Source organism: Nonomuraea sp. NPDC049649, assembly GCF_040675175.1.
Classification (GTDB): Bacteria; Actinomycetota; Actinomycetes; order Streptosporangiales; family Streptosporangiaceae; genus Nonomuraea.
Map to the genome: position 1 here is coordinate 172446 of NZ_JBFAOH010000006.1, position 26611 is coordinate 199056.

Sequence of the window (26611 nt, forward strand, 5' to 3'; positions counted from 1 at the left end):
TGCCGGGTGGCGGGGTCATCGGGCGCCTGCCAGGGCCGGGGAGGGGCGGGATGGTTCGGGGTCCTCTGCCGGGTCGCGGCGGCCTGGGGAGGCGAGGACGAGGACGGTCAGCACCATCGCGCCCTGCAGCCACAGCCACGGGGTGTAGAGGAAGTGCCTGGATCCGGGCTGGGCGGGGGTGATGGGTTCGACCACCCGCCAGAGACCGCCGGCGTCCGACAGGCTCATGCGCTGCAACGACGGCTGGGAGTCCAGGGTCTCGGCGACGCCGGGCGGCACCGGGGACGCTACCCCGATCATGGCGATCCCCTGTTCGGCGAGGGTGGCGGCGTCGGTGCCGCCTCGGCCGCCGACGAGACCTTCCGCGGCGGTGCGGACGCGGGCGCTGCCCTCCGGGTCGGCGGGCAGCTCTGACTCGCCGAGGAGCGGGGCGCGGCCGGGCAGCACGGTGAACTCCGAGCCCCTGATGAGCAGGGTCCGTTCGCCGCCGCCCGAGTGGGCCGCCGCCAGTGCGGGCAGCGGGTCGGGCACGTCGGATCTGAGCGGGCCTCGTACTCCTTGGACGATCCAGATACCGGCGGCGAGCACCGGCGTGCCGAACGCCACGGCGGCGACCAGCAGCGCCAGCGCCTGGCGGAGCTTCGTCGCGGCTGCGGCGAGTCTCCCGGCGTTCAGGCCCGCGACCACGAGCAGCGCGGCGGCGGCCAGCGCCAGCGGCACCCCCGGCCAGCCCGGCGCGCCCGACACGCTGACCCGGGCGACCACGATCGCCACCAGCACGCCGAGCAGCGCCACCGCCCAGCCCGCCGCCACCGCCCTCCGGCGTCCGCGCACGAGCAGCGCCGCCAGCCCGGCCGCGACCAGGCCGCCGGTCACCCAGAACGGCGGCACGCCGGGACCGCCCGGGTTCAGCGCCAGCAGGAACTCCGGCGCGAGCCGGGCGTCGCTCAGCGCCGGGCCGTGCAGCCCCGCCTCCAGCAGGAGCCTGCCGGGGTCCTGCACCAGGCTCACCAGCCACGGCAGCAGCAGCGCGACCGGCACGCCGAGCGCGATGCCGACGGAGGTCAGGACGCCGGGCCTCCTCTTGCGCAGCAGCCCGGCCGTCGCCCCGCCCAGCACGGCGGCCAGCGCGTAGACGAGCGGCACGAACGCGGTCCCCACCGCCAGCAGCAGGCCGAGACCCCACGCGGCGCGGCGCGCCGGGCGCGGGTCGCCGAACAGCATGTGCCCGGCGAGCACCGCGTACGCGGGCAGCAGCACGAACACCACCGCCGTCCCCAGCCGCCCCGCCGCGACAGCTCCCGTCGCGACCGGCAACAGGGCGTACGTGGCGGCGATCCACACCCGCACAGCCACCCCGGCCCGGTTTCCGCCGAGGCCGGAGTCGGTCTCCTCGGTTTCAGTGGCGGGGTCGGCGTTCCGTCCGCGCCGACCGGCCCGCCGCCTCCCCATCCTGCTCGAATCCGGCGAGGAGACCTGGTCACCAGTCGGATCAGCGGCTTCGGTCGCTGGAATGTCTGTACGAGCGACGAAGAGCTCGGAGCCTGCGTCCACCGGTGAAGAGATCACACCCGTGGAAGAGCCGGAAGCCACCGCGCCCGTCCTCGCAGAACGGCCGAACGCCGACGCGATGGCCGCACGCGCCGAGGGGGAGGTGCCGTCCGTGGCCGAGGCAGGGGTGAAGGCAGAAGCTGAAGGGCGATCCGTACCAGGAGAAGGCGCGAAGAGAGAAGGACGGTCCGCGTCCGATGAAGAGGAGGCGGAAGGGCGTGAAACGGCGGAGCGGAGGGTGGGCAGGCGGCGGGTGGCCAGGTAGGCGGCGGCGCCCGCCAGGGGGACCGAGCCGAGCAGCAGGACCGCCACCACCAGCCACGTCTGCCCGAACGCCAGCGTGGACAGCGCCGCCACCACCGCGACGTAAGGCGGCGTCCAGCCGGTGGAGCCGTCGGCGTAGAAGGCCCACAGGTCGCCCGCGCCCCCGATCACCGGGACGAGGGCGCCGCCGCCGAACCGGGTTCCGCCGAGCAGCGACCGCTCGGCCACCAGCGTGACCAGCGTGAGTGCCAGGACGAGCAGCACTCCGGGCCGCCCGAGGAAGCGCCTGACCGCGCCGTGGCCCTCCTCCGGCAACTCGTCGGGGTCCTCGTCAGGGTTGGCGTGGTGGTGCCGCCCGGCGGACTCGACGGGCCGGTCGCCGCTGAGGAAGCCGCGCACCATGTCGATCGCCCGCCGCACCCCGGCGCCCCGGGGCGTGAGCAGCCATCGGACCTTGACGTACCCTTTCCTGCGCCCCGCGCTCCTGGCCCGCCGCGCCCGCAGCAGCCGCCCGGGGTGCACCAGGATGGACCCGAGCGCGACCAGTTCGTCCAGCGCGTTCGCGGGCTGCTTGCCCACCAGGAGCAGCGTCGCCCGTACGAACGAGCCCACGAGGTTCCTGACCAGCGCCCACAGCATGGTCGGGAACGGCAGGTTCGCCATCACCACGAAGATCGCGTTGCGCCGGTCGAGGCGGCGCGGGTGGTCGCCGCTGACCGTGATGCGCCGCCGCCGGCGACCGGCCGCCTCGGCGTGCCAGGCGACCGCGTCGGTGACGAGCAGCACTTTGTTGCCGGTGTTCCAGACCCGCCAGCACAGGTCGAGGTCGTCCCGGAAGATCGGGAAGAAGGGGTCGAGCCCGCCGGCCGCCTCCCAGACGTCGCGCCGGATGAGCATCCCGGCGGTGGACACCGACAGCGTCTCGCGGGTGCCTTCGTGCTGGCCCTGGTCGAACTCGCGGGGTTCGAGCCCGGTGTCGCGGCGGCCGGTGAGCCCGACGGTCACGCCGATCTCCAGCAGCCGCCGGCGGTCGATCCAGTCGCGCAGCTTCGGGCCCAGCACGCCCGCTTTGCGGTCCTGGCTCGCGGCGCGCAGCAGCGCCTCCAGCGCCCGCCGGTCGGGGGCGCAGTCGTCGTGCAGCAGCCAGATCCACTCGTTCTCGCCGGCGGGGGGCGCGTTGCGCAGCGCCTCGGTCACGGCCTCGCCGAAGCTCGCCGACCGGGGCAGCCGGTGCACGCCGGCGGGGCCGAGCGCGTCGGTGAGCAGGTCGGCGGAGCCGTCTCGGCTGCCGTTGTCGACCCCGATGACCCGGTCCGGCCGGTGACTCTGCCCGAGCAGGCCACTCAGGGTCTCCCCGAGCCAGCGAGCGCCGTCATGGGAGACGACGACCACGGTGACGTAGGGACGGGACAATCATGCTCCAAGGGGCGGATGATCAGGCGCGCTTACCTTACCGGCGAACCGGGTCATCCACATGGAAAAGGGGCCATGCGGGAACCCCGCATGACCCCTCGCACCGCATATCGGCTAAACGGCCTGGCGCTTGATCCTTCTGCGCTCCCGCTCGGACAACCCACCCCAGATGCCGAAGCGCTCATCGTGTTCGAGCGCGTATTCCAGGCACTCGGCACGAACTTCGCACGATCGGCACACCTTCTTGGCTTCTCGGGTGGAGCCGCCCTTTTCCGGGAAGAACGCCTCTGGATCAGTCTGCGCGCACAGTGCGCGCTCCTGCCAGCCCAGTTCTTCAGCGTCAAGCTGATCTTGTGCGATGACCAGATCGGTCACTGCACACCTCCCTGCCGCCCGCCCGCAATGGAGCCCCCCATGGAACGCCTTCCTTAGTACCCACCCGCTGGAAGGCGTAACAACATGGTTGTAATTACACGCGTGTGCCGTACGCGACGTCAAGCGGCATGCCGGTATCCGGGGAAAGACCTGCTCTCGCCCCGGTCCAGCGTCGCGTGTGTGCTTCGAGCATGTTTACGCCGCTGCGCTTACCGGCGTGGACGGGCGTGTTCACGCTGGCAGCGGTCGGAACCGTATCAGGGCGGGATAGAGCTCCGCCCTTCAGCCACCTCTTCTCTAGCCGTACTTTGCGGGTCTCTTACCTGCGAGGTTCGTTGGGGGTGTAAATCGCAGTCGGGTCGATCGGGTCGTCGCCCCGGTAGTCGTTCGGGTCCAGCCTGACCGTCGAGTCGGCCGGCGGCTGCTCGCCGCTCCAGCCGCCGGGCGCCTGGTGGGTGGGCTGGTAGGGCTGCTGCTGCGGGTACGGGTTCGGCTGCGGCTGCTGCGCGGGGGGCTGCTGCGGGTGGCCGAACGGGTCGTCGTACGGTCTGGGCTGGTTGGTGTAATCCGGTACGCGCAGGTCGGGCTGGGTGCCGATGCCCGACTGGTACGACTCCGCCTGCTGGTAGGCGTCGAGCAGCTGCTGCGAACGCGGGTCCACCGGGGCGTCCGGCTCCTGGGCGGCGAAGTCGTGACCGGAGTACCCCGTGAACGGCTGGCCCGCCGACGAGGGCTGCTGACCGAACGCCGGCTGCTGCTCGTAGTAGGGCTGCTCCGCCGGCGGGTACGGGACGTTCGGCGAGGTCTCGCCCGAGGGGTAGGACTGCCCGAACCCCTGCGCCTGGCCGTCGCCGTACGAGCCGTACACGTTGGGCTGGCTGTCCGCCGGGGCGTACGGGTTGGGCTGGTGACCGACGCCGGGCTGACTGTCCGCGGGGACGTAGGGGGCGGGCTGGTACTCCTGCGGCTGGAACCCGGCGTCCGGCGAGGTCTCCCCCGAGTTGTACGCGGGCTGCTGGGCGTAGGGGTCCTGCGCGGGCGTGGCATAGACGTCCTGCGCGGGCTGCTGTCCGAACGGGTCCTGCGCCTGCGGGGCCTGCTGACCGTACGAGTCCTGACCCTGAACCGGCTGCTGACCGGACGGCTGCTGCTGCACAGGCTGCTGGCCGAACGGGTCCTGACCCTGACCGTACGCGTCCGGACCCGGGACGGGCTGCTGACCGCCCTGCATGGGCTGACCGTACGAATCCTGACCCTGCGGAGGCTGCTGACCGAAGGAGTCCTGCCCCTGGACGGGCTGCTGGCCGTACGGGTCCTGGTTCTGCGCGGGAGGCGCGTACTGCTCCTGGGTGGGCGGGGCGTACTGGTCGTTAGCCTGCGCGGGCGGCGCGTACTGGTCCTGGGCCTGGGCGGGGGCGGCGTACGGGTCCTGGGCGGGAGGCTGCGCGAAGCCCTGGTCCTGCTCCTGGCCCTCGCGGGCGGGGGCGGCCGGGAGCGCGGCCCTCGGCTGGGGGGCGGCGGGCTGCGGGGCCGGGGGCTGCTGGTGTGCCTCGGGCGCCTGCTGCCCGAAGGCGGGTCCGCCCTGGGAGGGAGGCTGCGGCGCGTACTCCTGGGAAGGGGGCTGCGGCGCGTACTCCTGAGAAGGCGGCTGGGGAGCGTACTCCTGCGGAGGAGCGGCGTACTCCTGGGACGGCGGCTGCGGCGCGTACTCCTGCGAGGGAGGCTGCGCCCCGTACCCAGGCGCAGGCCCCTGCGAGGGCGGCTGCTGACCGTAGGGGGCCTGGCCGGGGGCGGGGGGCTGCTGGGCGTAACCGGGCTGGGGCGGCGGCTGCTGACCGTACCCGGGCTGGCCGAAGCCCTGCGGCCCGTACCCCTGCTGCGGCGCGAAGCTCTGCGGGTAGCCGGGGGCGGCGGGCCGGCGCGCGGGCAGGACCTGCGGCAGCAGGTAGACCAGCGCGATGGCGGTCAGCGCGAGCGTGGGCACGCCGCCGAGGAAGAACTCGATCGTGGCGCGCGCGTCCCGGTCCGCGAAGAGCCCGAACAGCAGCGACAGCGTCCCGAAGAGGGTGGCCAGCGCCAGGAACGCCGCGGACACGACCGAGACGATCTTGGCCTTGGGTGACGGCGGGCTGGTCTTGGTGAGCAACAGCACAGCGCCGACGAGCAGGGCGGTCACGACGGGGCTGGTGAGGCTGCCGAGGTACGACGCCGCGCGCTCGGTGATGGTGAAGCCCCGGGTCGAGCCGACGAGGATCCGGCCGAGGGCGAGCAGGATGTCCAGCCCCCCGGCGGCCAGCATGATCCAGGCGGCCGGCTCTCTCAGCCGGGTGACGTCAAGTTTGCTCACAAGTACCCCTAACAGACCCTTTAGCCCGAAGGGAGTTTGCCATATCGCCGCAACGGCCGCTCCGGCCACAGGTCGCGCCTTGGTCTCAATGAGCGCTCACCCCCCGCTCGCCCGAAGGGCGGAAAAGGCTCGATGCGAGACTGACCGCATGCACATCGTGACCCTCGCCGGCGGTATCGGCGGCGCCCGCTTCCTGCGGGGACTCCGCGCGACCGCCCCCGACGACCAGATCACCGTGATCGGCAACACAGGTGACGACATCACGCTGTTCGGCCTGCGGGTCTGCCCCGATCTCGACACCGTCATGTACACCCTGGGCGGCGGCATCAACGAGGAGCAGGGCTGGGGCCGGGCCGACGAGACGCACGTGGTCAAGGAGGAACTGGCCGCGTACGGGGTCGAACCGCAGTGGTTCGGGCTCGGCGACCGCGACTTCGCCACCCACATCGTCCGCTCCCAGATGCTGGAGGCGGGCTATCCGCTCTCCCAGATCACCCAGGCGCTCTGCACCCGCTGGCAGCCGGGGGTGCGGCTGCTGCCGATGACCGACGACCGGTGCGAGACCCACGTGATCATCGATGACGAGCGGGGCAGGCGCGCCGTCCACTTCCAGGAGTGGTGGGTGCGGATGCGCGCCTCGGTCCCGGCGGAGTCGTTCCCGCTGATCGGCGTCGACTCGGCGAAGCCGGCGCCGGGCGTGCTGGAGGCGATCGCGGACGCCGACGTGGTGCTCCTGCCGCCGTCCAACCCGGTGGTCAGCATCGGGACGATCCTCCAGGTTCCGGGCATCCGTGAGGCGCTGGAGCCGAAGACCGTGGTGGGCGTCTCGCCGATCATCGGCGGCGCCCCGGTGCGCGGCATGGCCGACGCCTGCCTGAGCGCGATCGGGGTGGAGACCAGCGCCCAGGCGGTGCTGGAGCTGTACGGGCCGGCGCTGATCGACGGCTGGCTGGTGGCGCCGGCGGATTCCGGGGTGGCCCTGGAGGGCGTCCGGGTGCTGAGCCGCCCCCTGCTCATGACCGACCAGGACGCGACGGCGCAGATCGCCCGCGCCGCGCTCGACCTCGCACTGGAGCTCGCCGATGACCGCTGATTCGATCCGTACCGCCGCCGAGCGCGTGGAGGTGTTCGGCGTGACCGGCCTCGGCGAGGTCCGTCCCGGCGACGACCTGGCCGCCCTGCTGGCGGGCGCCGACATCCGCGACGGCGACATCCTCGTGGTCACCTCCAAGATCGTGAGCAAGGCGGAGGACCGCGTCCGCGAGGCCCCCGACCGGGCCAAGGCGATCGAGGACGAGACCGTGCGGATGGTCGCCCGGCGCGGCGACACGGTGATCACGCAGACCCGCCACGGCTTCGTCATGGCCGCGGCCGGGGTCGACGCCTCCAACACCGACGCGGGCACCGTGCTGCTGCTCCCCGAGGACCCGGACGCCTCGGCGCGCCGGATCCGGTCCGGGCTGGGCCGCCGGGTCGGCGTGATCGTCTCCGACACGTTCGGCCGGCCGTGGCGGAACGGGCTGACCGACGTGGCGATCGGCGCGGCGGGGGTGGTCCCGCTGGCCGACTTCCGCGGCGCCGCCGACACCCACGGCAACCCGCTGCACGCCACCGTGACGGCTCTGGCCGACGAGATCGCCTCCGCCGCCGAGCTGGTCAAGGGCAAGCTCGACGGGATTCCGGTGGCGGTCGTGCGCGGGCTGTCCCACCTGGTGACGGAGGAGGACGGTCCCGGGGTCCGGCCGCTGGTGCGGCCGGCCGACGAGGACATGTTCCGGTACGGGTCGCGCGACGTGGTGTTCGCCCGCCGGACGATCAGGGAGTTCTCGGACCGGCCGGTTGATCCGCAGGCGGTGCGCAGGGCGGTGGCGGCGGGCATCGCCGCGCCCGCGCCGCACCACACGACGCCCTGGCGGTTCGTGCTGCTGGAGTCCGCGGAGACGCGGCTGCGGCTGCTGGACGCGATGCGTCAGGCGTGGATCGCCGACCTGCGCGGCGACGGGTTCAGCGAGGAGTCGATCGCCAAGCGCATCCGGCGCGGCGACGTGCTCTACAACGCCCCCTATCTGGTGGTGCCGTGCCTGGTGATGGAGGGTTCGCACACGTACCCGGACGAGCGGCGGAACGCGGCCGAGCGGGAGATGTTCGTGGTGGCGATGGGCGCGGGCGTGCAGAACTTCCTGGTCCAGCTCGCCGTGGAGGGGCTGGGGTCGGCGTGGGTGTCGTCGACCATGTTCTGCCGCCCGGTGGTGCGGGAGGTGCTGGACCTGCCGGAGACGTGGGACCCGATGGGCTGCGTGGCGGTCGGGCATGCCGCCGCTCCCCCGCGTGACCGGGCGCCGCGCGACGCGGCGGACTTCATCGTGACGCGGTGATCCGGAAGGGCGGCGGGCGCGTACCTCTCTCTGACTGACCTTTTCATCGAAAGTCACGAAAGGGCAGACTGTTAGGAAACTTTCCTTTACATTTGGGCCAACCCCCAAGGTAAAGGAGCCTCTCGATGCGAAGGTTGCTCACGGTCCTGTCGGTGGCGGCGCTCGCCTCCGCCACCACGGTCGTCTCCGCCGCCCCCGCCCTGGCCCACGGGTACGTCAGCTCGCCGCCCAGCCGTCAGGCCCACTGCGCGCAGGGCAAGGTCACCGGCTGCGGCGACATCGTCTACGAGCCGCAGAGCGTGGAGGGCCCCAAGGGCCAGCGCAACTGCCACGGCGGCGTGCCCCGGTTCGCCCAGCTCAGCGACGAGAGCAAGAACTGGCCGGTCACCTCGGTCGGCAGCACCGTCGACTTCACCTGGACGCTCACCGCCAGCCACGCCACCAGCACCTGGGAGTACTACATCGGCAGCGACCGCGTCGCCGTCTTCAACGACGGAGGCCGACGGCCCGGCTCCACGGTCCACCACACCGTGAACTTCGCGGGCTACAGCGGCAAGCAGAAGGTCCTGGCCATCTGGAACATCGCCGACACGCCCATGGCCTTCTACGCCTGCCTCGACCTCCAGATCGGCGGCGGCAGCGGCAACCCGAACCCCACTCCGACCCCGACCCCCACCCCCACTCCGACCCCCACGCCCACCAACCCGAGCCCGACGCCCACCAACCCGGCCCCGGGCGGCACCTGGAAGGCCGGCACCCACTACGCGGTCGGCTCCACCGTGACCTACGGCGGCGCCACCTACCGCTGCATCCAGGCGCACACCGCGCTCACCGGCTGGGAGCCGCCGATCGTCCCCGCCCTCTGGCAGCGCATCTGACGTAACAAGAAAAAGGGGGCGCCCGCACCGGGCGCCCCCTTCCTCATGTCGTCGGCTTGCAGGTGGGGTGGCACAGCCGCCGCGCCAGGGCGGCGAGGAACACGTCGATGATCTCGCCCGGCTCCCGGGCCACGTGCAGGGACCCGTTGGTGGCCGCGGCGACGGCGGCCAGGCCGTCGCGGTCCACCTTGTCGCCGAAGGCGATGACGATGATCTGCACGGGCTGGTCCGGCTTCCACTCGGCGCGCAGCCGCTGCAGCAGGCCCTGCAGCGTGATGCCGCGGCCGTCGTCCTTCCCGGCGGTGATCACCAGGAGGACGTTGTTCATGTCCTCGCGGTACTCGTCGCGGACCTCGCGGAACCCGCTGAGGATCGCGTCGTTGAGGGAGCTGTCGCGGCGCGGGTCGGCCTTGATCGTGGTGGTGAGCCGGTTCAGCTCGCCGCGCCGGACCACCTGGCCCGACTCCGGCTCGTCGACCGGCCCGATGCCGACCCGCTCGCGGTAGCCGTGGATGCCGCCCAGCCGGTGCGCGAACTCCCACAGCCCCATGTGCGTGGAGTCGGGGAAGAGCTGCAGCCCGATCCGGGCCGCCTCCAGCGCGACCTCGACCTTGGTGGTGCCGTTGAGCTTCCCGGCCATGTGCTTTGAGGTGTCGGTCAGCACCAGGATGTTAGTAGGCGGGGCGAGCCTGCTCCAGGCCAGCAGGGCCTCGTCGATGTCCTCCGGCGACACCGAGGGCCGCACCTTGGGCGCCGCCTGCGGGATCTCCGGGCCGGGCGAGATCGGGCCGAGCGCGCCGTCGCCCGACCGGAACCCGCTCCTGCGGACGATCTCCTGGGCCTCGGCGCCGCCCAGCCAGTCGGCGAACGCCTTGGACGCGGCGGCCACCTTCGGGTCGGTGGCGGTCACCACGTACGGGTAGTCGAGCGAGATCGTGCCCTCACGCGGATGCAGCGCGACGACGGGGTCGTCGGACGGGACGCGGTTGTGGCTCCAGACCGACTGCTCGGGCACGATCACCACCGGCCGCTGCCAGAACGTGCGGTCGTCCACCGCGGCCAGCATGCTCCGGTAGTCGGGCGCCGACCCGGCCTGCGCCCAGCGGACGAACGCGGTCAGCGCCTTGTCCGCGTCCGGTCCCGTACCGACCACATCGCGGGCGGCGGCGACGGTGGCGATGCCGGCGCCCGCCAGCGACGGGTCGGGCACGCGGACGATGTCGGGCTCGTTCTCGGTCGGCGCGAGCCGGCCGCGGGCGGTGGCCGGGAACACCATCCGCCAGTTCATCTCCGTCTTGCCGATGGCGAACCGCTCGGCCAGCGACGACCGGGTGGCGAACACCAGCGGCGAGGTGGCCACCACCGTCTCTCCGCCCGGCAGCGCCTCGGCGCCCTGGTTGCGCGCCAGCCGGATCCAGGCGGACGAGTCGGCCACCCAGCCGTCCGGCCGTTCGCGCAGCACGCCCACCTTGTCGCCGATGAGCGTCCGTAACACCGTGGCCGGGGGCTGCTCGGTCACCTGGACGAGCACGCACCGGCCGCCGGCCGTGGTCTTGGTCTCGTTGAACCGCCCGGCCGCCTCCATGACGGCGGGGGCGACGTCCACCGCCGCCGCCACGCTGACCAGAACAGGCTCCCGGGTCGCGCACAGCGCCGGACCGCCGCCGAAGAAGACGACGACCGACGCCACGACCACGGCGACCACGGTGCCGCCGGCCAGCATGCCTCGCCGGAGCGCCCTGCTCCGTCTCTGCTGGGGAGACAGCGCGGCCCGGTGTCGGCCCAAACGCACGGTGAACCTCTCTCCGAAGGGGGTGCCGATTCTCCCAGTGCCTCTCAGGACGCCCGCAAGTCTAACTAGAACTGGTTATATCGAGGGTGGGCAGCAGCCTGCGCACGCTCTGGCACACGCCGTCGCTGGCCGCCGACGCGGCCAGCCGCTCCTCGCTCGGCGTCCCGTACTCGGTGGTGCGCTGCCGCACCGGCCGCCCGGTCGGCTCCACCATCGCGCGCAGCTCGCTGATCGTCTTGTACGAGCCGTTCTCGGAGCCGGCCATCCGGCTGATCGTCTCCTCCATGAGCGTGCCGCCCAGGTCGTTCACTCCGCCCTGGAGCACCTGGCGGCACAGCTCGTCCTGGAGCTTGACCCAGGAGCACTGGATGTTGCGGATCGCGCCGTGCAGCAGGATCCGGGCCAGCGCGTGCACGGCGCGGTTCTCCTGCGCGGTGGGGCCGGGCCGGGCCACGCCCGCCAGATAGATGGGCGCGCTGGTGTGCACGAACGGCAGCAGCACGAACTCGGAGAAGCCGCCCGTCTCCTCCTGCAGCCGCCTGATCAGCTTGATGTGCCGCACCCAGTGCAGGTGGTTGTCCACGTGCCCGTACATCATCGTGGCCGTGGTCGGGATGCCCACCCGGTGGGCGGTGGTGATGACGTCGATCCACTCGGCGGCGGGCAGCTTGCCCTTGGTGAGCACCCAGCGGACGTCGTCGTCGAGGATCTCGGCGGCCGTCCCGGGCAGCGAGTCGACCCCGGCCTCGCGGGCGCCGTGCAGCCACTCCTCGATCGACAGGTCCGCCCGGCTGGCGCCGTTGATGACCTCCATCGGCGAGAACGCGTGCACGTGCATGTCCGGCGTGCGCTCCTTGACCGCCCTGGCGATGTCGAAGTAGGCGGTGCCGGGCAGGTCGGGGTGGATGCCGCCCTGCATGCACACCTCGGTCGCGCCCGCCTGCCAGGCCTCCTCCGCCCGGTCGGCCACCTGCTCCAGGCTCAGCGTGTACGCGTCGGCGTCGGTCCGCCGCTGGGCGAAGGCGCAGAACCGGCAGCCGGTGTAGCAGACGTTGGTGAAGTTGATGTTCCGGTTGACCACGTACGTCACGTCGTCGCCCGCGGCCTCGCGGCGCAGCGCGTCGGCGATGGCGGCCAGCTCGTCCAGCGCCTCGCCGTCGGCGGACAGCAGCGCCACCGCCTCCTCGTCGCTGAGCCCGGCCGGGTCGCTCGCGGCCTTGTTCAGCGCCTGACGGATCTCGGCGGGCGTCCCGGCGGTGTTCCCCGCCGTGGGGAGCCGGTCGCGCAGCGCGTCCCAGTCGCCGTACACGTGGTCGAAGTCGTCGCGCCGGTCGCCGGTGCGGCCCGTGGTGTCCACCTCGACGTGCAGGTCCACCCGCCCGCCCGGGGCGAAGCCGCCGTCCGGCTCCTGCCAGGGGCGGCCCTCCGGGATCGCGCCCTCCCTGGCCAGCCCGGTCTCCGGGTCCGCCAGCGCGGCCACGTGCGCGGCCACCCGCGGGTCCAGCCACGGCTCGCCCGCCCGGACGTACTCGGGGTAGATCGTCAGCCGCTCCCTGAGCCGGAACCCCGACTCTGCGGTACGGTCCGCCAGCGCCTCGATCTGCGGCCACGGCAGCTCGGGGTTCACGTGGTCCGGGGTCAGCGGCGACACGCCGCCCCAGTCGTCGATCCCGGCCCGGATCATCAGCGCGTGCTCGTCGCCGACCAGGTTCGGCGGCGCCTGGACGCGCGCCTTCGGCCCCAGCACGAGCCGCGTCACGGCGATGGTCGCGGCCAGCTCCTCCAGGTCGGCGTCCGGCAGGCCGCGCATCGCCGTGTCGGGCTTGGCGCGGAAGTTCTGCACGATCACTTCCTGGATGCCGCCGTACTCGCGGGCCACCCGCCGGATCGCGAAGATCGACTCGGCCCGGTCCTCGACCGTCTCGCCGATGCCGATGAGGATGCCCGTGGTGAACGGCACGTTGCTGCGCCCCGCGTCCTCCAGCACCCGCAGCCGCACCGCCGGGTCCTTGTCCGGCGACCCGTAGTGGGGCTGGCCCTTCTCCTCGAACAGGCGGCGCGACGTGGTCTCCAGCATCATGCCCATCGACGGGGCCACCGGCTTGAGCCGCTGCAGGTCACGCCAGGTCAGCACCCCCGGGTTGAGGTGCGGCAGCAGCCCGGTCTCCTCCAGCACCCTGATCGCCATCGCGCGCACGTACGAGAGCGTGTCGTCGTAGCCGTGCGCGTCGAGCCACTCCCGGGCCTGGCGCCAGCGGTCCTCCGGCCGGTCGCCGAGCGTGAACAGCGCCTCCTTGCACCCCATCGCGGCGCCCTGGCGGGCGATCTCCAGCACCTCGTCCGGGGACAGGAACGCCGCGGGCAGCTTGTTCGGGGCGGTGGCGAACGTGCAGTAGCCGCAGCGGTCCCGGCACAACCGGGTCAGCGGGATGAACACCTTCCGGCTGTAGGTGATGATCCCGGAGCGGCCGACGGCCTCCAGTCCCGCGTCCCGTACCCGGGAGGCGTGCCCGAGGAGGGCGTCCAGTTGTTCGCCGCGCGCGTGCAGGAGCACGGTGGCTTCGGTGAGGTCGAGCGCCTTGCCGTCACGGGCGCGGGCGAGAGCTCGGCGGAAGGCGGACTCACTGACAACGGTCATAGGCAGACCCTACTCAGGGGAACTTCGCAAAGCGGACGCCAGGTGCGGTCAAGCGGTTCTCAGCAGCCCCCGCTTCGCGCAACGGACGCCGGCTCAGAACGACCGCCGGCCCCCGCTTCGCGAAACGGACGCCGAGCCTAGAACGTCTTCGCGGAACGGGCGCCGACTCAGAACGACCGGTAGTCCCTGACCGCCATCCGGGGACCCCTGGCCGGCGGGCGGCGGCCGGTGAGCGTGAGGAACAGGCTCGCCCGGTGACGATGCCCCCGGTACGGCTCCAGCAGGCGGAGCATGCCCGGGTCGTCGGTCTTCTCCCCCGTCAGCGCGTAACCCACGATCGTGGCCAGGTGGTAGTCGCCGACACTGATCGCGTCCGGATCGCCGAAGACCCGCTGACGCACCTCGGCCGACGTCCACACCCCGATCCCCGGCAGCGCCCGCAGCAGCCGGTCCAGCTCCTCACTCGTGGCCGCCGCCTCCAGCTTGGCCGCGTGCCAGGCGGCGGTCGCGATCGTCTTGGCGCGGACCGTCTCCGCGCCCGACCGGTGCCAGTGCCAGGCCGGGATCTGACGCCACACCGACGGCTCCGGCACCACCCGCATGCCCTCGGGCGCCGGGCCCGGCGCGGGCTCGCCATAGCGGGCCAGCAACCACCGCCACGCCCGCCACGCCTCCCGGCCCACGACCTTCTGCTCGAGTACGGCGGGGACCAGGGCCTCCATGACCCGGCCCGTCCTGCCGATCCGCAGCCCGGCGTGCCTCCGCACGGCCTCGCGCAGAATGTCGTGCCTGGCCTCGAACCCGGACGTGTCGTCCTCAGCGCCGAGCAGCGCGGGCAGCCCGTCGAGCATCCACTCGGCCCCCGGCCCCCACGCGTCCCCCCGCACCCGCCCGCCCGCCACCGACACCCGCATCGTGGCGGGCCCCTCCGGAGTACGGCAGGTGCGCCAGATCGCACCGTCAGGCGTCTGCCGCCACGCCGGGTCGCCGCCGCCCCGCTTGTGCGGCGCCAGCGCCAGGCTCACGTCGAGCGGCCCGTCGGGGACCCAGGTACGCTGCCTCACCCGTCCAGTGTGCCCCGTCCCCGCAGCTCACCGCGCCGCCCGGCTCCCCAACCCCCATCCCCACAGCCCACCGCGCGGCACGCTCCCCAGACTCCATCCCCACAGCCCCACCGCGCGGCACGCTCCCCAGCCCCCATCCCCGCAACCCACCGCGCCGCGCGCTCCCCAGCCTCCATCCCGCAACCCATCGCGCCGCCCTCCATCTACCGAGGTGGCCGCACCGGAGGGGACACGCGCGCCGTACGGGGTGACGCTGAAGGGTAGGGGGTGGGGCCTGAAGGGACATGGCCGCGTACGGCGCGCACCGGAGAGGACGCGCGCCATACGGGGGTGACGCTGAAGGTGTGGGGTGGCGCCAGGGGCCACGGCCGCGTACGAGGCGCGCCCGACAGGACGCGCGCCGTACGAGGTGACGCTGGAGGGGTGCGGCGCGTACCAAAAACCGCGACCCGGTTACTCGTCGCTGGAGTGGCGGATGGCACGTTCCGGGAGTTCGATGCCCGGCCAGACGCGTACGCCGTCGCAGAGTTCGTTGCCCGGCCCCACGACCGCGCCGTCGCCGATGACCGAGTCGTTGACCACCGCGCCCGTGCGTACCCGTGCGCCTCGGCCCACGACCGAGTCGGTGACCACCGCGCCGGGTTCGACCACGGCGTCCTCGCACAGCACCGAGCCGGTCACGGTGGCGCCCGCCCCGATCACCGCACCGGCGCACACGGACGTGCCGCCCTGCGCCTTGGCCTCCGGCGACACCGACGACCCCGGCAGCGCCAGATACTCGCCGGTGGGCCCGGGCAGCGCCGGCGACTCCAGCCGGCCGAGCACCAGGTCACGCGAGCCCTGCACGAAGGCGGCGGGTGTGCCGACGTCGAGCCAGTAGGTGCGGGTGGCGTACCCGAGCACGGGCCGCCCCGACTCGATCAGCCCCGGGAACGTCTCGCGTTCCACCGAGACGACCTCGTCGCGCGGGATCCGGTCGATGACGGAGCGGGTGAACACGTAGCAGCCGGCGTTGATCCGGTTGGTGACCGGGTTCGGCGTCTTCTCCAGGAACGCGGTGACCCGCCCCTCGTCGTCGGTGGGCACGCAGCCGAACCGGGCCGGGTCCTCCACCTCGGTCAGGTGGAGCGTTACATCGGCGCGCCGCGCGAGGTGGAGGCGGACCTGCTCGCCGATGTCGTGGCCGGAGAGGATGTCGCCGTTGAGCACCAGCACCGGGTCGGACGGCCCGGAGTTGAGGGCTTCGGCGGCGTTGCGGATCGCCCCGCCGGTGCCGAGCGGCGTCTCCTCGGTCATGTATTCGATCGAGAGCCCCAGCGCCGCCCCGTCGCCGAACACCGGCTCGAACATCGCCGCCTTGTACGAGGTCGCGAAGACGATGCGGCGCACCCCGAAGGCGCGGGCACGCGCGAGCTGGTGGGCCAGGAAGGGCACTCCAGCGGTCGGCAGCAGCGGCTTCGGCGTGCCGAGCGTCAGCGGCCGCAGGCGCGTGCCACGCCCTCCGACCAGGAGGATCGCCTCGAGGTCCGGCAAAGAGCTGTCCATGTTCCGGCAGGCTACCGAACTATTCGATCGTGCGCTGGTAGGAGCTGAGATGCGCCTCGGCTGAGGCGTCCCAGGTGAATTCGCGGGCTCTGGCCAGCCCCGCCTCGCCGAGCCGCCGCCTGCGGCCGGGCGAGGCCAGCAGGTCGGCGAGCGCGCGGGCGATGCTGCCGGCGTCGGGCTCGGTGTAGGCGACGGCGTCGCCGCCGACCTCGGGCAGCGAGGTGCGGTGGGTGGTGAGCACGGGGGCGCCGCAGGCCATCGCCTCCAGCACGGGCAGCCCGAACCCCTCGCCCCGCGACGGGAACGCCACCACGAGCGCGCCGCCGAGGAACCCGGCCAGGTCGGGCGCGCGCAGGAACCCGGTCCGCACCACTTTGACGGTGGCCTCCACCTCGCGGCAGGCGGCGTCGACGTCGTCTTCGTGCATGCCGCCGCCGAGCACCAGCGCGGGCGGCTTGTCCAGGTCTCTGACGGCGCGGGCGAAGCCGCGGATCAGGTTGGGCACGTTCTTGCGCGGCTCCAGCGCGCCGAGGAACGCCACGTAGGGCCGGTCGTGCAGCCCGCACCGGGTGGCCGCCCGGCGGGTCTCCTCTTCGGAGGGCGGGTGGAACTGGCTCTGGTCGACGCCGTGGTAGGCGACGTCGATCCGGGTGGGGTCGGCGTCCAGGACGCGCACCAGCTCGTCCCTGGTCGCCTTGGACGGCACGATGACCCGGTTGGCGTGGCGCACGGCGGTGCGGGTGGCGGAGCGGAAGAAGGACGCTTTGACGGGGCTGTGCTGCTCGGGCTCGGTGAACCAGGTGACGTCGTGCACGGTCACCACGGTCGGCAGGCCGGAGCGGAGCGGGATCGAGTAGTAGGGGGCGTGGATCAGGTCGGCCCCTGCTTGGCGGGCCAGCAGCGGCAGGCCGGTCTGTTCCCAGGCGAGCCGGGCCGCGCGGTTGGTGATGGAGACGGGACCGGGGATGATCCGGGCCGACGGTGCCAGGCTCCGGTAGCGGGCGGCGTCGGCGCGCTGGCAGACCACCGCCAGGTCGGCGCCCGCCCGGTCGAGGGCGGCGACTAATCCGTCGACGTACCTGATCAGAGCGCCGCGGTCGGCGGGGACCGCCGCGGCGTCGACGAGCACTCGAGGCATACGTGATCTTCTCCCCTCAAGATCAACGTGGGGCTCTGCTTTCCACCTTATGACCAGGGTCCCCGGAATTGTGCGCTGAATCACACAGAGCGCCGCCGCGCCGACAATCCCGCCGCACCGGCGCAGAGCAGATCGCCCAGAATGATCACCACCCGGGAGCTGAGCGCGACCGCGATGGCCGGGCCGCTCTCCATCACCGGCGCCAGCACCGCGACCATCGCCACCTCCCTGACCCCGGCTCCGGCGGGCACCACGAACGTCATGATCCCCAGGCACCACGACAGCGCGAACGCCCCGATCGCGAAGACCAGCCCGCCCTGCGGGGCGACGAAGTACAGGTGCACCCCGTACCAGACCCAGCCCACCAGCGCCCACCCGAGCGCGGCGAGCATCCCCTTACGGGTGAGCGGCCTTTCCAGCGGCGGCCGTTTCAACCGGCGCAGCCCGTAGCCGATCACCGCGTTGACCACTCTGGGCTCCAGCAGCACGAGCAGCACCGGCACCAGGAGCAGCAGCCACCCGAACCGGTCCCACCCCAGCGTCCCGAAGGCCACCAGCAGCCCGGTGGCGAGCTGGACCGGCATCATCAGGAAGAACGCCGCCGCGCTTCTGGCCCGCGGCACCCCCAGGTCGCGGCCCATCTCCATCTGCGCGATCAGCGGCCAGACGGTGCCGGGGATGTACTTGCCGAGCTGGCCCACGAAGAAGACCCGGGCGGCGCTCCGTACCGGCAGCCGCGACCCCAGGTCCGCCAGCAGCGTCCGCCACGTCAGCATGGCGCCCAGCAGCGCCCCCACCACGGCGGCGAGCGACGCGGCCACCATGGCGGGGGTCAGCTCCCGGAACCCGGCGGCGACCTCGTCCCACCGCGACGCCACCGCCCACGCGCCGAACCCCAGCGCCACGGCGAGGAACCCGCCCCGCACGGCCTTGCGCCACCCACGCCTCGCGGCGCGCCCGCCGGTCCCCGCTTCCTGGGGCCGTCCGACACCCGGCTCCGGAACCGCCGGCGGGCCCGGGCCGTCGTCGGGGGGTGTCACAGCGGCCGGACCCTCTCCGGGGGCTGCGGGAGCGTGGGCCCTGCGGGCGCGCGCGGCGTCTTCGTCGCCACCCAGAGGTACGTGGGAACGAGGGGAAGCAGCAGCCGGAGCACCGCGCGAGGCGTGCGGGCCAGAAGGGCGCGGGCCACGCGGCCCAGGACGCCGGGGAACAGCTCGCCGCCCGCGAACCGCTCCGGCGTCGCGAGGACGGGGAGCGTGTAGTCCCACAGGTGGAAGGCCCGGAGCATCCGGCGCAGCCCGCGCCGGGTGCGGAAGCGCTCGTAGTAGTGGTCGGCCCGCCCGGTCGCGCGCACGTACCGGTCGGCCAGCGCGGGCGGCAGGTAGGAGAGAAACGGCAGCTTGTAGTGCGGCTCCATCACGCCCAGCCGGTTGCCCAGCCCCAGGTAGAGCACGCCGTCGTCGGAGAGCACCCGGCGCATCTCGGCGACCACCGCGTCGGGGTCGACCACGTGCTCGTAGATGTGGTTGAACACCAGCACGTCGATCGACCCGTCGGGGAACGGCAGCGCGGTGCCGTCGCCGCAGACGAACGCCACCCGCTCGCCGAACCGGTCGGCCGCCCGGCGCAGCCCCGGCACGTCGATGTCGATGCCGAGGGTGCGCTTGGCCCCGGCCGCGGCCAGTTCGTCGGCAATGAACCCGGCGGAGCAGCCGATGTCGGCGACGGTCAGCCCGCCGAGCGGCCCGTGGAAGTGTTCCAGCACCGCGATGATCTTCGCGGCCTTGCGGCGGCGTTTCTCCTCGTCCAGCATCGCGGACTGGAGCTCCGAGTAGGCCAGCTGCGCGACCCGTTGCTTTCCCACGCCGCCCAACAGTACCCGCGACCGCTGCAACCAGCCGTCAACCCGCCTTTGGTACCGTGCCCGCCATTGCGAACCACCAGTAAGCGGGTGCTCTATGGCTTTCCTCAACATGATCCGTGGCGAGTTCGTCGACATCATCGAGTGGCTCGACGACAGCCGCGACACCATCGTGTGGCGCTTCCCCCGGCACGACAACGAGATCAAGATGGGCGCGAAACTGATCGTCCGCGAGTCCCAGGTGGCGGTCTTCGTCAACGAGGGGCAGATCGCGGACGCGTTCCCGCCCGGCACGTTCACCCTGCAGACCCGGAACATGCCGATCCTGTCGACGCTCAAGGGCTGGAAGTACGGCTTCGACTCGCCGTTCAAGGCCGAGGTGTACTTCGTCAGCACCCGGCAGTTCACCGACTTCAAGTGGGGCACGCAGAACCCGGTCATGGTGCGTGACCCGGAGTTCGGGCCGGTGCGGCTGCGCGCGTTCGGCTCGTACTCGATCCGGGTGACCGAGCCGACCGGGCTGCTGCGCGAGCTGGCGGGCACCGACCAGCAGTTCCGCACCGAGGAGGTCGAGGGCTACCTGCGGCAGATGATCGTGGGCCGGCTGGCCGGCGCGCTCGGCGCGGCGCAGGTGCCGGTGCTCGACATGGCCGCCGACCAGTACGCGATGGGGCAGCGGCTGGCCGACATCCTCTCCGCCGACCTGTCGCTGGTCGGGCTGGAGATCACGAACTTCTCCATCGAGAACATCTCGTTCCCGCCGGAAGTGGAGCAGGCGCTCGACAAGCGCGCCCAGATGGGCATCGTCGGCGACATGGGCCAGTACACGCGGTTCCAGGCGGCGAACGCGCTGGAGAACGCGGGCGGCGCGGGCGACGGCATGGGGCTCGGCATGGGCATCGCCGCCGGGCAGCAGATGGCCGCCGCCATGAGCCAGCAGCCCATGCAGCAGCCCGCCCCGCAGCAGCAGCCGCCGCCCCTCCCCCAGCAGCACCAGTGGTTCCTCGGCGTCGGCGGCGAGCGCCGCGGCCCGTTCGACGAGGCGGGGCTGGCCGCCGCCGGGCTCACCCCGGACGCGCTGGTCTGGCGGGCGGGCATGGCCCAGTGGGCGCCCGCCCGCGACGTCCCCGAGCTGGCCGCGCTGCTGCGCAGCACCCCGCCGCCGCTTCCCCCGTCCTGACCCCGCCCGTCACGAGCGACCCGGAAGATCGGCGATGACCTCTCCCACTCCCACCACCCACCCCTGCGGGGGCTGCGGCGCGAGCGTCCAGTACGCACCGGGCACCGCCGTGCTGCGCTGCCCGTACTGCGGCTTCGAACAGCAGGTCGCCGCACCCACCCGGCAGGTCCAGGAGCACTCCTACGACGCGTTCCTGGCCAAGCCCCGCGTCCAGTCCCTGGCGCCGAACCAGTTCACCTGCCCCGGCTGCGGCGCCCGCACCGAGAGCGACGCGATCTCCAAGGACTGCCAGTTCTGCGGCACCGCCCTGGTGGCGGGCAGCACCGGCGACGAGATCGCGCCGGAGGCGGTGGTGCCGTTCGCGCTGGACAAGTCGGCCGCCCGCGACGCGCTCCAGACCTGGACGAAGTCCCGCTGGTTCGCCCCGAACCGCCTCAAGAAGGTCACCGAGGCGGAGTCCATGAAGAGCACCTACCTGCCGCACTGGACGTTCGACGCCAGCACGTACTCCCGCTACACCGGCCAGCGCGGCGAGTACTACTACGAGACCGAGACCTACGTCGAGAACGGCGAGACCAAGACCCGCCGGGTGCGCAAGACCCGCTGGTACTCGGCCAGCGGGTCGGTGTCCCGGTGGTTCGACGACGTGCTGGTCCCGGCCACTGAGCACGTGCCGGCCGCCCGGCTGGAGGCGCTGGCGCCGTGGCCGCTGGAGCGCGCGGTGGCGTTCACGCCCGCCTACGTGGCCGGTCACCACAGCCTCCGCTACGACGCCGGCCCCGAGACCGGCCTGGAGCAGGCGAAGGCCAAGATGGCCGAGGTGATCGAGGACGACTGCAGGCGCGACATCGGCGGCGACGAGCAGCGCGTGCACCACGTCGACACCCGGTACGCGGACGTCACGTTCAAGCTGGTGATGCTGCCGGTCTGGGTCGGCGCCTACCTGTACGGGGGCAAGCCGTACCAGGTGCTGATCAACGGGGTGGACGGCGTGGTGCAGGGCGAGCGCCCGTACAGCGCCGTGAAGATCACCTTCGCGGTGCTGGCGGCGGTGCTGATGCTCACGCTCGTGGCGGTGTACTTCATGCGGTGAGGCTTCACCCGCGCGGTAGCCTGTCGGGATGTTCCGCCGCCTGCTGCGCGTCGTCCTGGCGCTGGTCGCGCTCGGGTTCCTGGGTTACGGCCTGGCCGCCAACTGGGACGAGACGGCGGCGGCCGTCGCCCGGATCTCGCCGTGGGCGGTCGCCGGGGCGTTCGGCGCGGTGCTGCTGGGCCAGTTCTGCATGCTGCTCGCCTGGCGGCAGGTGCTGGCCGGGCTGGGCTCGCCGCTGCCGGTCCGGGTGGCGGGCCGGATCATGTTCGTGGGCCAGCTCGGCAAGTACATCCCGGGCGCCATCTGGGCCTACGCCGCGATGATGGACCTGGGCCGCGACCACGGCAGCCCGCCGCGCCGCACCTTCGCCTGCATCTCGCTGGCGCTGGTGATCAACCTGGGCGTGGGCATCGCGATCGCCGCCGCCACGCTGGCCACCCAGGAGGCGGTGCGGCAGTCGTGGTACCTGCTGCTCCTGCTGCCGGTGATCGCCGTCTGCATGCATCCGAAGGTGCTCACCTGGGGGCTCAACGTGGCGCTGCGGCTGGCCCGCCGCGAGACGCTCGACACGGTGCTGCCCGGCCGCCGGGTGCTGGCCGCGCTGGCGTGGACGGTGCTCGGCTGGCTGGTGTACGGGCTCCACACGTGGATGCTGGCGGGCCGCTGGGACCTGTACGTGGTCGCCACCGGCGCCTACGCGTTCGCCTGGTCGACCGGGCTGCTGGCGTTCCTGGTGCCGGCCGGGGTGGGCGTCCGGGAGGGCGCGCTGGTGCTGGTGCTCCATCCGATCATCGGCACCGGCGCGGCGCTGGCGGTGGCGGTGGTGTCGAGGCTGGCGTTCACGCTCGCCGACGTGACCGCGGCGGGGCTGGCGTTCCTGCTGGGCCGTCAGCCGAGCAAGGTGGCGGTGTACGAGGCCCAGAACGGCTCGGGGTCGACCGCCTTGACGCCCGACCGCAACCTCTCGGGCTCGCCGGACGCGTAGAACCGCTCGATCGCGCCGCGCAGCGCCTCCACGCTGCCCGGCTCGACCAGCAGCCCGTCGACGCCGTCGGTGACGTGGTCGGCGAGCGCCCCCACCCGGGTGGCGATCACCGGCACGCCGTGCTCGTGCGCGAGCCACACGTTCTGGCTGGCGGTGGCGCTGCGGTAGGGCAGCACGAGCGCGTCGGCCTCGGCGAACAGCCCCGGCACGTCCTCCGCGGCGACGTATCCGGGCCGCAGGTCGACCCGGCCGGCGATGCCGAGCTCATCGATCAGCGCCCTGGTCTCGTCCAGCCCGCCCCAGAACTCGCCGGCCACCGTCAGCGACACCCCCGCGGGCAGCGCCCGCAGCAGCAGGTCAAGACCCTTGTACGGGCGCACGATCCCGAAGAACAGCAGCCGCCGGTGCACCCCGCCCGGCCGGACGGCGTTGGAGGACGGCAGATGCGGCGGCAGCGCGGCCACCCGGACCGGCCTGGTGGTCAGCTCGCGGGCCAGCCCGGCCTGCTGCTCCGAATGGGTGAGCACCACCCCGGCCCGCCGCAGCAGCGCCTTCATCAGCGGCCGGTCGTACGGCTTGCGCTCGTGGGGCAGCACGTTGTGGCAGAGCGCGACCGTACGGGCCCTGTCGCGCAGCCCCGCCAGGACGGCGAGGTAGGGCGGCACCTGCACCGGGCTGAGCACGGCCAGCACCACCAGGTCGGCGGCGCGCAGCCGCCGACCGGCCGCCAGCCACCCGTCGGGGCGGCGCCAGTCGAGCTCGCGCAGCACCTTGGAGTACGGGACGCCTTCCGGCGCGTCGATGGTCTGCTGCCCCGGGTAGAGGAACGACGGGTACTGCGCCCGCCAGGACTCGATCACCACGTCGTGGCCGAGCCCGGCCAGCCGGTGCGCCAGCTCGGTGGTGTGCTGCGCCCCGCCGCCCTTGTAGGGGTAGGTGGGGCCGACGATGGCGATCCGCACGCTCACTCGCCCCGCGACCGCACGATCAGGTCGGCCAGCAGCGCCACCGACCCGATCAGCAACCCGGACAGGAAGATCATGACGGTGTTGGCGGGGAAGTAGAACGGGTGCTGGATCATGTCCCACACGCCCTTCAGGAACCCGATGCCGACCAGCCAGAGCGCGGGCGGCATGAGCACCTTGAGCGGGTTGAAGTACATGATCATCCGCAGCACCTGGAGGATGTAGCGGTAGGCGTCGGAGACGAAGCCGAACTTCGACTTGCCGGCCCGCTTGGCGTAGTCGATCGGCAGGTAGTGGATGTCGTGCTGGTTCGACAGGAACGACAGCGTGATCGTGGTGACACAGGAGAACCCGGGCGGCAGCAGCCGCAGGTAGGGCCTGGCCACCGACTTGCGGAAGGCCCGCAGGCCCGAGTTCAGGTCGGGGATCCGCTGCCCGGCCAGCCACTCGGCGATCTTGCGGATGACCCACTTGGCGGGCACCCGCAGCAGCTTGTGGGAACCCTCCTCGCTCGTGCGCGCCCCCACGACCTGGTCGATCGTCGGGTCCTTGTCGAGGATCCGCACCAGCTCGGGGATGCGCTCGTTGGGGTAGGTCATGTCGGCGTCGGTCCAGACGACGATCTCGCCCCTGGCCTCCTGCGTGCCGATCCGGCGCACGGTGCCGGAGCCGCCGTTGCGGTGGAAGGCCCGGATCCGCAAGTGGGGGTAGAGCGGCGCGGCCTCCTTCAGCCTGGCCAGCGTCTCGTCGGTCGAGCAGTCGTCGACCGCGACCAGCTCGTAGGTGTAGCCGCTGGCGTCCATCGCCTTGGTGATGCGGTCGACCTCGTCGATGACATGGTCCTGCTCGTTGTAACAGGGCAGGACGATGGTGACGTACGGGGTTTCCTCATCCACGGCGGATCCACCTTGCTGCGGGGGCCTTGAGCGTCCTCACGTGGGACGAGAGTACTCTGCCCCGCCCGCGACCGGGCGCACATCCCCGGTCAGGGCAGGGCCATCCACACGTTGATCCGCAGCGACCAGGTGCCGTCGGGCGGCTCGGTCAGCGACCGCTCGTCCTGCCTGGTGACGAGCCCGATCAGCTGCACGGGCGTCCCGTACGGGGCCACCTGCTCCTCTTCGGCGGCCAGCACGACCGGGGTGCGCCCGGCGGCCCGCACCCGCTCGGCGAGACGCCGCACGTCGGACTCCGACGCCGTGTCGCCCACGCGCCTCTTCACCTCCGCCGTCGGGACGCCGCAGGTGCCGCGGACGACCTGGGTGAACCGGTCGCTGGTGACCCGTTCGGCGACGAGCACCGTGGCGTCCGGCGGGATGCGCGCGCACATCGCGGCCACCGCGGCCGCCTCGCCCCGCCCGACCGGCGTGAACGCGGTGCCGATCGACGTCACCGCGGGCGGCACGATCAGCAGCAGCGCGCAGGCGGGCCCGGCCCAGCGCCGCCACCTGCTCGCCCCCGCTCGGGGACGCCACCGGCGCAGCAGCTCCGCCCCCCACACCGCCAGCAGGATCACGCCCGGGAGCACCACCGGCACCAGCCGGCGCGCCGCCCACGGGTGGTCGGGGGTGATCGCCGGGCGGAGCAGCACGGTGATCGTGGCCCAGCCGACGACCGCCAGCGGCAGCAGCCACGGCAGGCTCCGGCCGCGCAGCAGCCGGTGCGTCAGCGCGGCGGCGGCCAGCGTGGCGAGCACCAGCACCGGGACGCCGACGTACCAGGCCACCCAGTGCAGGGTCTTCTCGAAGTACAGGCGGGTGCCGTCGACGGGCAGGCCGTTGGCCTTCTGGATCTGCTCGATGAACGTCGCGGTGAGCTGGTCGCCGACGTTGTCGGGGATCCTCCGCACGGTCTGCAGCCACGGCCGGGCGGCCAGCCCCGCCACTGTCACCACCACCAGCGCCGCCCCGGCCACCGGCAGCCATCGGGGCGGCCGGAGCCTCGCCAGCAGCGGCGCGGCCACCGTAATGGCGAGCGTGAGCACCACGACGACGCCGCAGATCAGCAGCAGCGGGCGGAGCGAGCTCGACAGGTACGTGAGATAGGGCCGCGACAGCCCGTAACCTCCGGCCAGCCCGACCCCCACCCCGGCGGCCAGCCCGGCCAGCAGCGGCGGCCCCAGCCTGCCCGGGCGTCCCGGCGACAGGCGGCCCATCGCGATGAGCAGGCCCGCGAACGCCAGCACCGGCAGCACGTCGCGCAGCGCGTCCACCCGCACCAGCACGGCCAGCCCGAGCGTCAGCCCGCCCAGCGCCGCCCCGAGCCTGCGCCCCTGCCCGTACAGGGCGTCGTGCACCAGCGTCAGCCCGCCGAACAGCAGCAGCAGCGACGGGATCTCGCTGAACGTGGCCCGCGAGGTGTAGATGATCGGCATGCAGCAGGCGAACGCCAGCGCCGCGACCGGCGCCCAGCGCGCGCCGGCCAGCCGCGCCGCCAGCCCGGCCAGCGTGAGCACCGCCAGCGCCCCCAGCACGGCCGGGGTCAGGAACAGCGCGCCCAGCCACTCCCCCAGCGCGTAGATCAGCGGGGCGCCCGGCATGAACTGCGGCACCACCGCGCCGTCCCAGGCGTAGAAGCCGACGCTCTTGAAGATCAGCCACGGATCGGCGCCGCCGAACGCCTCCACCTGCGTGGGGATCGGCAGCGAACCCTCACGTGCCAGCCAGATCGCGTACTGCGCGTACGTCGCCGGGTCGCGCCGGACGGCGAGCTGCTCCCCATGCATGATCGCGTTGAACACGCCGGACCCGGCCGCGACCGCGACCACCGCCGCCACCTGCCGCCCGGTCGCCTCCACCGTCTTGACCGGCCCGCGCAGCCCCGCCCAGCACAGCAGCCCAGCCGCCGCCAGCCCCAGCGGCACCGCCACCAGCGGCCGGTAGACGCCCAGCCCGAGCAGCGGCAGCGCGGCCAGCAGCCAGCCCGCCACGGCCAGCGCGGGCAGCACCGACAGCGCCGCGAGCACCCGGCCCGCCGCCGGCCTCCGCGTCGGGTCCCAGGCGATCCTCATCGGTGAGCGAGCGTATCCAACCTCACCCCGCCGCCATGCCGCCCACTAGCGAGATCGTCCGCAAAACCTCTCTTGAAAAACCCGCAGGCTTCCCGGGTGCGGTTGCCGGACCGGGTTTCCCCGGGCTGCGGCGGGCC

19 protein-coding genes are annotated in these 26611 nt (G+C 72.9%); 6 read left to right on the plus strand and 13 right to left on the minus strand.

The window, feature by feature from the left end:
- Positions 1–15 precede the first annotated feature (15 nt).
- The 3 genes from AB0J42_RS11235 to AB0J42_RS11245 all read right to left on the minus strand — a co-directional run bounded on the left by AB0J42_RS11235 (position 16) and on the right by AB0J42_RS11245 (position 5950).
- A complete protein-coding gene (locus AB0J42_RS11235; protein ID WP_364291560.1) occupies positions 16–3228 on the minus strand; it encodes a glycosyltransferase family 2 protein in 3213 nt (1070 codons plus the stop codon).
- A gap of 114 nt (positions 3229–3342) precedes the next feature.
- The gene (locus tag AB0J42_RS11240) at positions 3343–3603 is read right to left on the minus strand and encodes a WhiB family transcriptional regulator (RefSeq protein ID WP_049564653.1); all 261 of its coding nucleotides are present in this window, start codon (positions 3601–3603) and stop codon (positions 3343–3345) included.
- Positions 3604–3922: 319 nt separating this feature from the next.
- Positions 3923–5950, minus strand: coding sequence for a hypothetical protein (locus AB0J42_RS11245; protein ID WP_364291563.1), 2028 nt, complete (start codon positions 5948–5950; stop codon positions 3923–3925).
- A 148-nt stretch (positions 5951–6098) separates the two neighbouring features.
- Here AB0J42_RS11245 and cofD point away from each other — a divergent pair, with 148 nt between their 5' ends.
- The 3 genes from cofD (at position 6099) to AB0J42_RS11260 (ending at position 9203) form a co-directional block, all read left to right on the plus strand.
- The gene (cofD, locus tag AB0J42_RS11250; RefSeq protein WP_364291566.1) at positions 6099–7043 is read left to right on the plus strand and encodes a 2-phospho-L-lactate transferase; all 945 of its coding nucleotides are present in this window, start codon (positions 6099–6101) and stop codon (positions 7041–7043) included.
- Positions 7033–8325 carry a coenzyme F420-0:L-glutamate ligase gene (locus tag AB0J42_RS11255; RefSeq protein WP_364291569.1) on the plus strand — a complete coding sequence of 431 codons (1293 nt, stop codon included), beginning with the start codon at positions 7033–7035 and terminating at the stop codon, positions 8323–8325. Before cofD ends, AB0J42_RS11255 begins: the two co-directional genes overlap by 11 nt.
- A 125-nt stretch (positions 8326–8450) precedes the next feature.
- A complete protein-coding gene (locus AB0J42_RS11260) occupies positions 8451–9203 on the plus strand; it encodes a lytic polysaccharide monooxygenase (protein ID WP_364291572.1) in 753 nt (250 codons plus the stop codon).
- Between the two features lie 43 nt (positions 9204–9246).
- On the opposite strand, the gene AB0J42_RS11265 is transcribed toward AB0J42_RS11260, so the two are convergent.
- From AB0J42_RS11265 to AB0J42_RS11295, 7 genes are all read right to left on the minus strand, one after another.
- On the minus strand, positions 9247–10995 hold the full coding sequence (locus tag AB0J42_RS11265) for a substrate-binding and VWA domain-containing protein (protein ID WP_364291575.1): 1749 nt from the start codon (positions 10993–10995) through the stop codon (positions 9247–9249).
- A 61-nt stretch (positions 10996–11056) separates the two neighbouring features.
- Entirely contained in the window at positions 11057–13633 is a 2577-nt protein-coding gene (locus AB0J42_RS11270) for a bifunctional FO biosynthesis protein CofGH (RefSeq protein ID WP_364291578.1), read from the minus strand.
- A 167-nt stretch (positions 13634–13800) separates the two neighbouring features.
- The gene (locus AB0J42_RS11275; protein ID WP_364291581.1) at positions 13801–14697 is read right to left on the minus strand and encodes a DNA-3-methyladenine glycosylase 2 family protein; all 897 of its coding nucleotides are present in this window, start codon (positions 14695–14697) and stop codon (positions 13801–13803) included.
- Between the two features lie 453 nt (positions 14698–15150).
- Positions 15151–16242: an NDP-sugar synthase gene (locus AB0J42_RS11280; protein WP_364291584.1), complete on the minus strand. Its 1092-nt coding sequence runs from the start codon at positions 16240–16242 to the stop codon at positions 15151–15153.
- Positions 16243–16261: 19 nt separating this feature from the next.
- Positions 16262–17380: a glycosyltransferase family 1 protein gene (locus AB0J42_RS11285; protein WP_364291587.1), complete on the minus strand. Its 1119-nt coding sequence runs from the start codon at positions 17378–17380 to the stop codon at positions 16262–16264.
- 80 nt (positions 17381–17460) lie between these two features.
- Entirely contained in the window at positions 17461–18306 is an 846-nt protein-coding gene (locus AB0J42_RS11290) for a lysylphosphatidylglycerol synthase domain-containing protein (protein WP_364291589.1), read from the minus strand.
- 110 nt (positions 18307–18416) lie between these two features.
- Positions 18417–19244 (minus strand): class I SAM-dependent methyltransferase, encoded by an 828-nt coding sequence (locus AB0J42_RS11295; RefSeq protein WP_364291592.1) that lies wholly within the window; start codon positions 19242–19244, stop codon positions 18417–18419.
- 94 nt (positions 19245–19338) lie between these two features.
- Between AB0J42_RS11295 and AB0J42_RS11300 the strand changes: the two genes are divergently transcribed.
- Genes AB0J42_RS11300 through AB0J42_RS11310 form a run of 3 tightly spaced genes read left to right on the plus strand, consistent with a single transcriptional unit; the run spans position 19339 to position 22499 of the window.
- On the plus strand, positions 19339–20421 hold the full coding sequence (locus AB0J42_RS11300; RefSeq protein ID WP_364291595.1) for an SPFH domain-containing protein: 1083 nt from the start codon (positions 19339–19341) through the stop codon (positions 20419–20421).
- 34 nt (positions 20422–20455) lie between these two features.
- The gene (locus AB0J42_RS11305) at positions 20456–21514 is read left to right on the plus strand and encodes a hypothetical protein (protein ID WP_364291598.1); all 1059 of its coding nucleotides are present in this window, start codon (positions 20456–20458) and stop codon (positions 21512–21514) included.
- Between the two features lie 28 nt (positions 21515–21542).
- The gene (locus AB0J42_RS11310) at positions 21543–22499 is read left to right on the plus strand and encodes a lysylphosphatidylglycerol synthase transmembrane domain-containing protein (protein ID WP_364291601.1); all 957 of its coding nucleotides are present in this window, start codon (positions 21543–21545) and stop codon (positions 22497–22499) included.
- Here AB0J42_RS11310 and AB0J42_RS11315 read toward each other — a convergent pair.
- From AB0J42_RS11315 to AB0J42_RS11325, 3 genes are all read right to left on the minus strand, one after another.
- Positions 22403–23461 (minus strand): glycosyltransferase family 4 protein, encoded by a 1059-nt coding sequence (locus AB0J42_RS11315; RefSeq protein WP_364291604.1) that lies wholly within the window; start codon positions 23459–23461, stop codon positions 22403–22405. The genes AB0J42_RS11310 and AB0J42_RS11315 overlap by 97 nt on opposite strands.
- A gap of 2 nt (positions 23462–23463) precedes the next feature.
- Positions 23464–24360: a glycosyltransferase family 2 protein gene (locus tag AB0J42_RS11320; RefSeq protein ID WP_364291607.1), complete on the minus strand. Its 897-nt coding sequence runs from the start codon at positions 24358–24360 to the stop codon at positions 23464–23466.
- Positions 24361–24449: 89 nt separating this feature from the next.
- Complete coding sequence (locus tag AB0J42_RS11325) at positions 24450–26474, minus strand: hypothetical protein (RefSeq protein WP_364291610.1); 2025 nt, start codon at positions 26472–26474, stop codon at positions 24450–24452.
- Between the last annotated feature and the right edge of the window lie 137 nt (positions 26475–26611).

Bases quoted from the DNA above. Each gene is read 5' to 3' on its own strand.
- cofD (WP_364291566.1), top strand. From the start codon at position 6,099: ATGCACATCGTGACCCTCGCCGGCGGTATCGGCGGCGCCCGCTTCCTG.
- AB0J42_RS11255 (WP_364291569.1), top strand. From the start codon at position 7,033: ATGACCGCTGATTCGATCCGTACCGCCGCCGAGCGCGTGGAGGTGTTC.
- AB0J42_RS11260 (WP_364291572.1), top strand. From the start codon at position 8,451: ATGCGAAGGTTGCTCACGGTCCTGTCGGTGGCGGCGCTCGCCTCCGCC.
- AB0J42_RS11270 (WP_364291578.1), bottom strand. From the start codon at position 13,633: ATGACCGTTGTCAGTGAGTCCGCCTTCCGCCGAGCTCTCGCCCGCGCC.
- AB0J42_RS11280 (WP_364291584.1), bottom strand. From the start codon at position 16,242: ATGGACAGCTCTTTGCCGGACCTCGAGGCGATCCTCCTGGTCGGAGGG.
- AB0J42_RS11285 (WP_364291587.1), bottom strand. From the start codon at position 17,380: ATGCCTCGAGTGCTCGTCGACGCCGCGGCGGTCCCCGCCGACCGCGGC.
- AB0J42_RS11300 (WP_364291595.1), top strand. From the start codon at position 19,339: ATGGCTTTCCTCAACATGATCCGTGGCGAGTTCGTCGACATCATCGAG.
- AB0J42_RS11305 (WP_364291598.1), top strand. From the start codon at position 20,456: ATGACCTCTCCCACTCCCACCACCCACCCCTGCGGGGGCTGCGGCGCG.
- AB0J42_RS11310 (WP_364291601.1), top strand. From the start codon at position 21,543: ATGTTCCGCCGCCTGCTGCGCGTCGTCCTGGCGCTGGTCGCGCTCGGG.
- AB0J42_RS11325 (WP_364291610.1), bottom strand. From the start codon at position 26,474: ATGAGGATCGCCTGGGACCCGACGCGGAGGCCGGCGGCGGGCCGGGTG.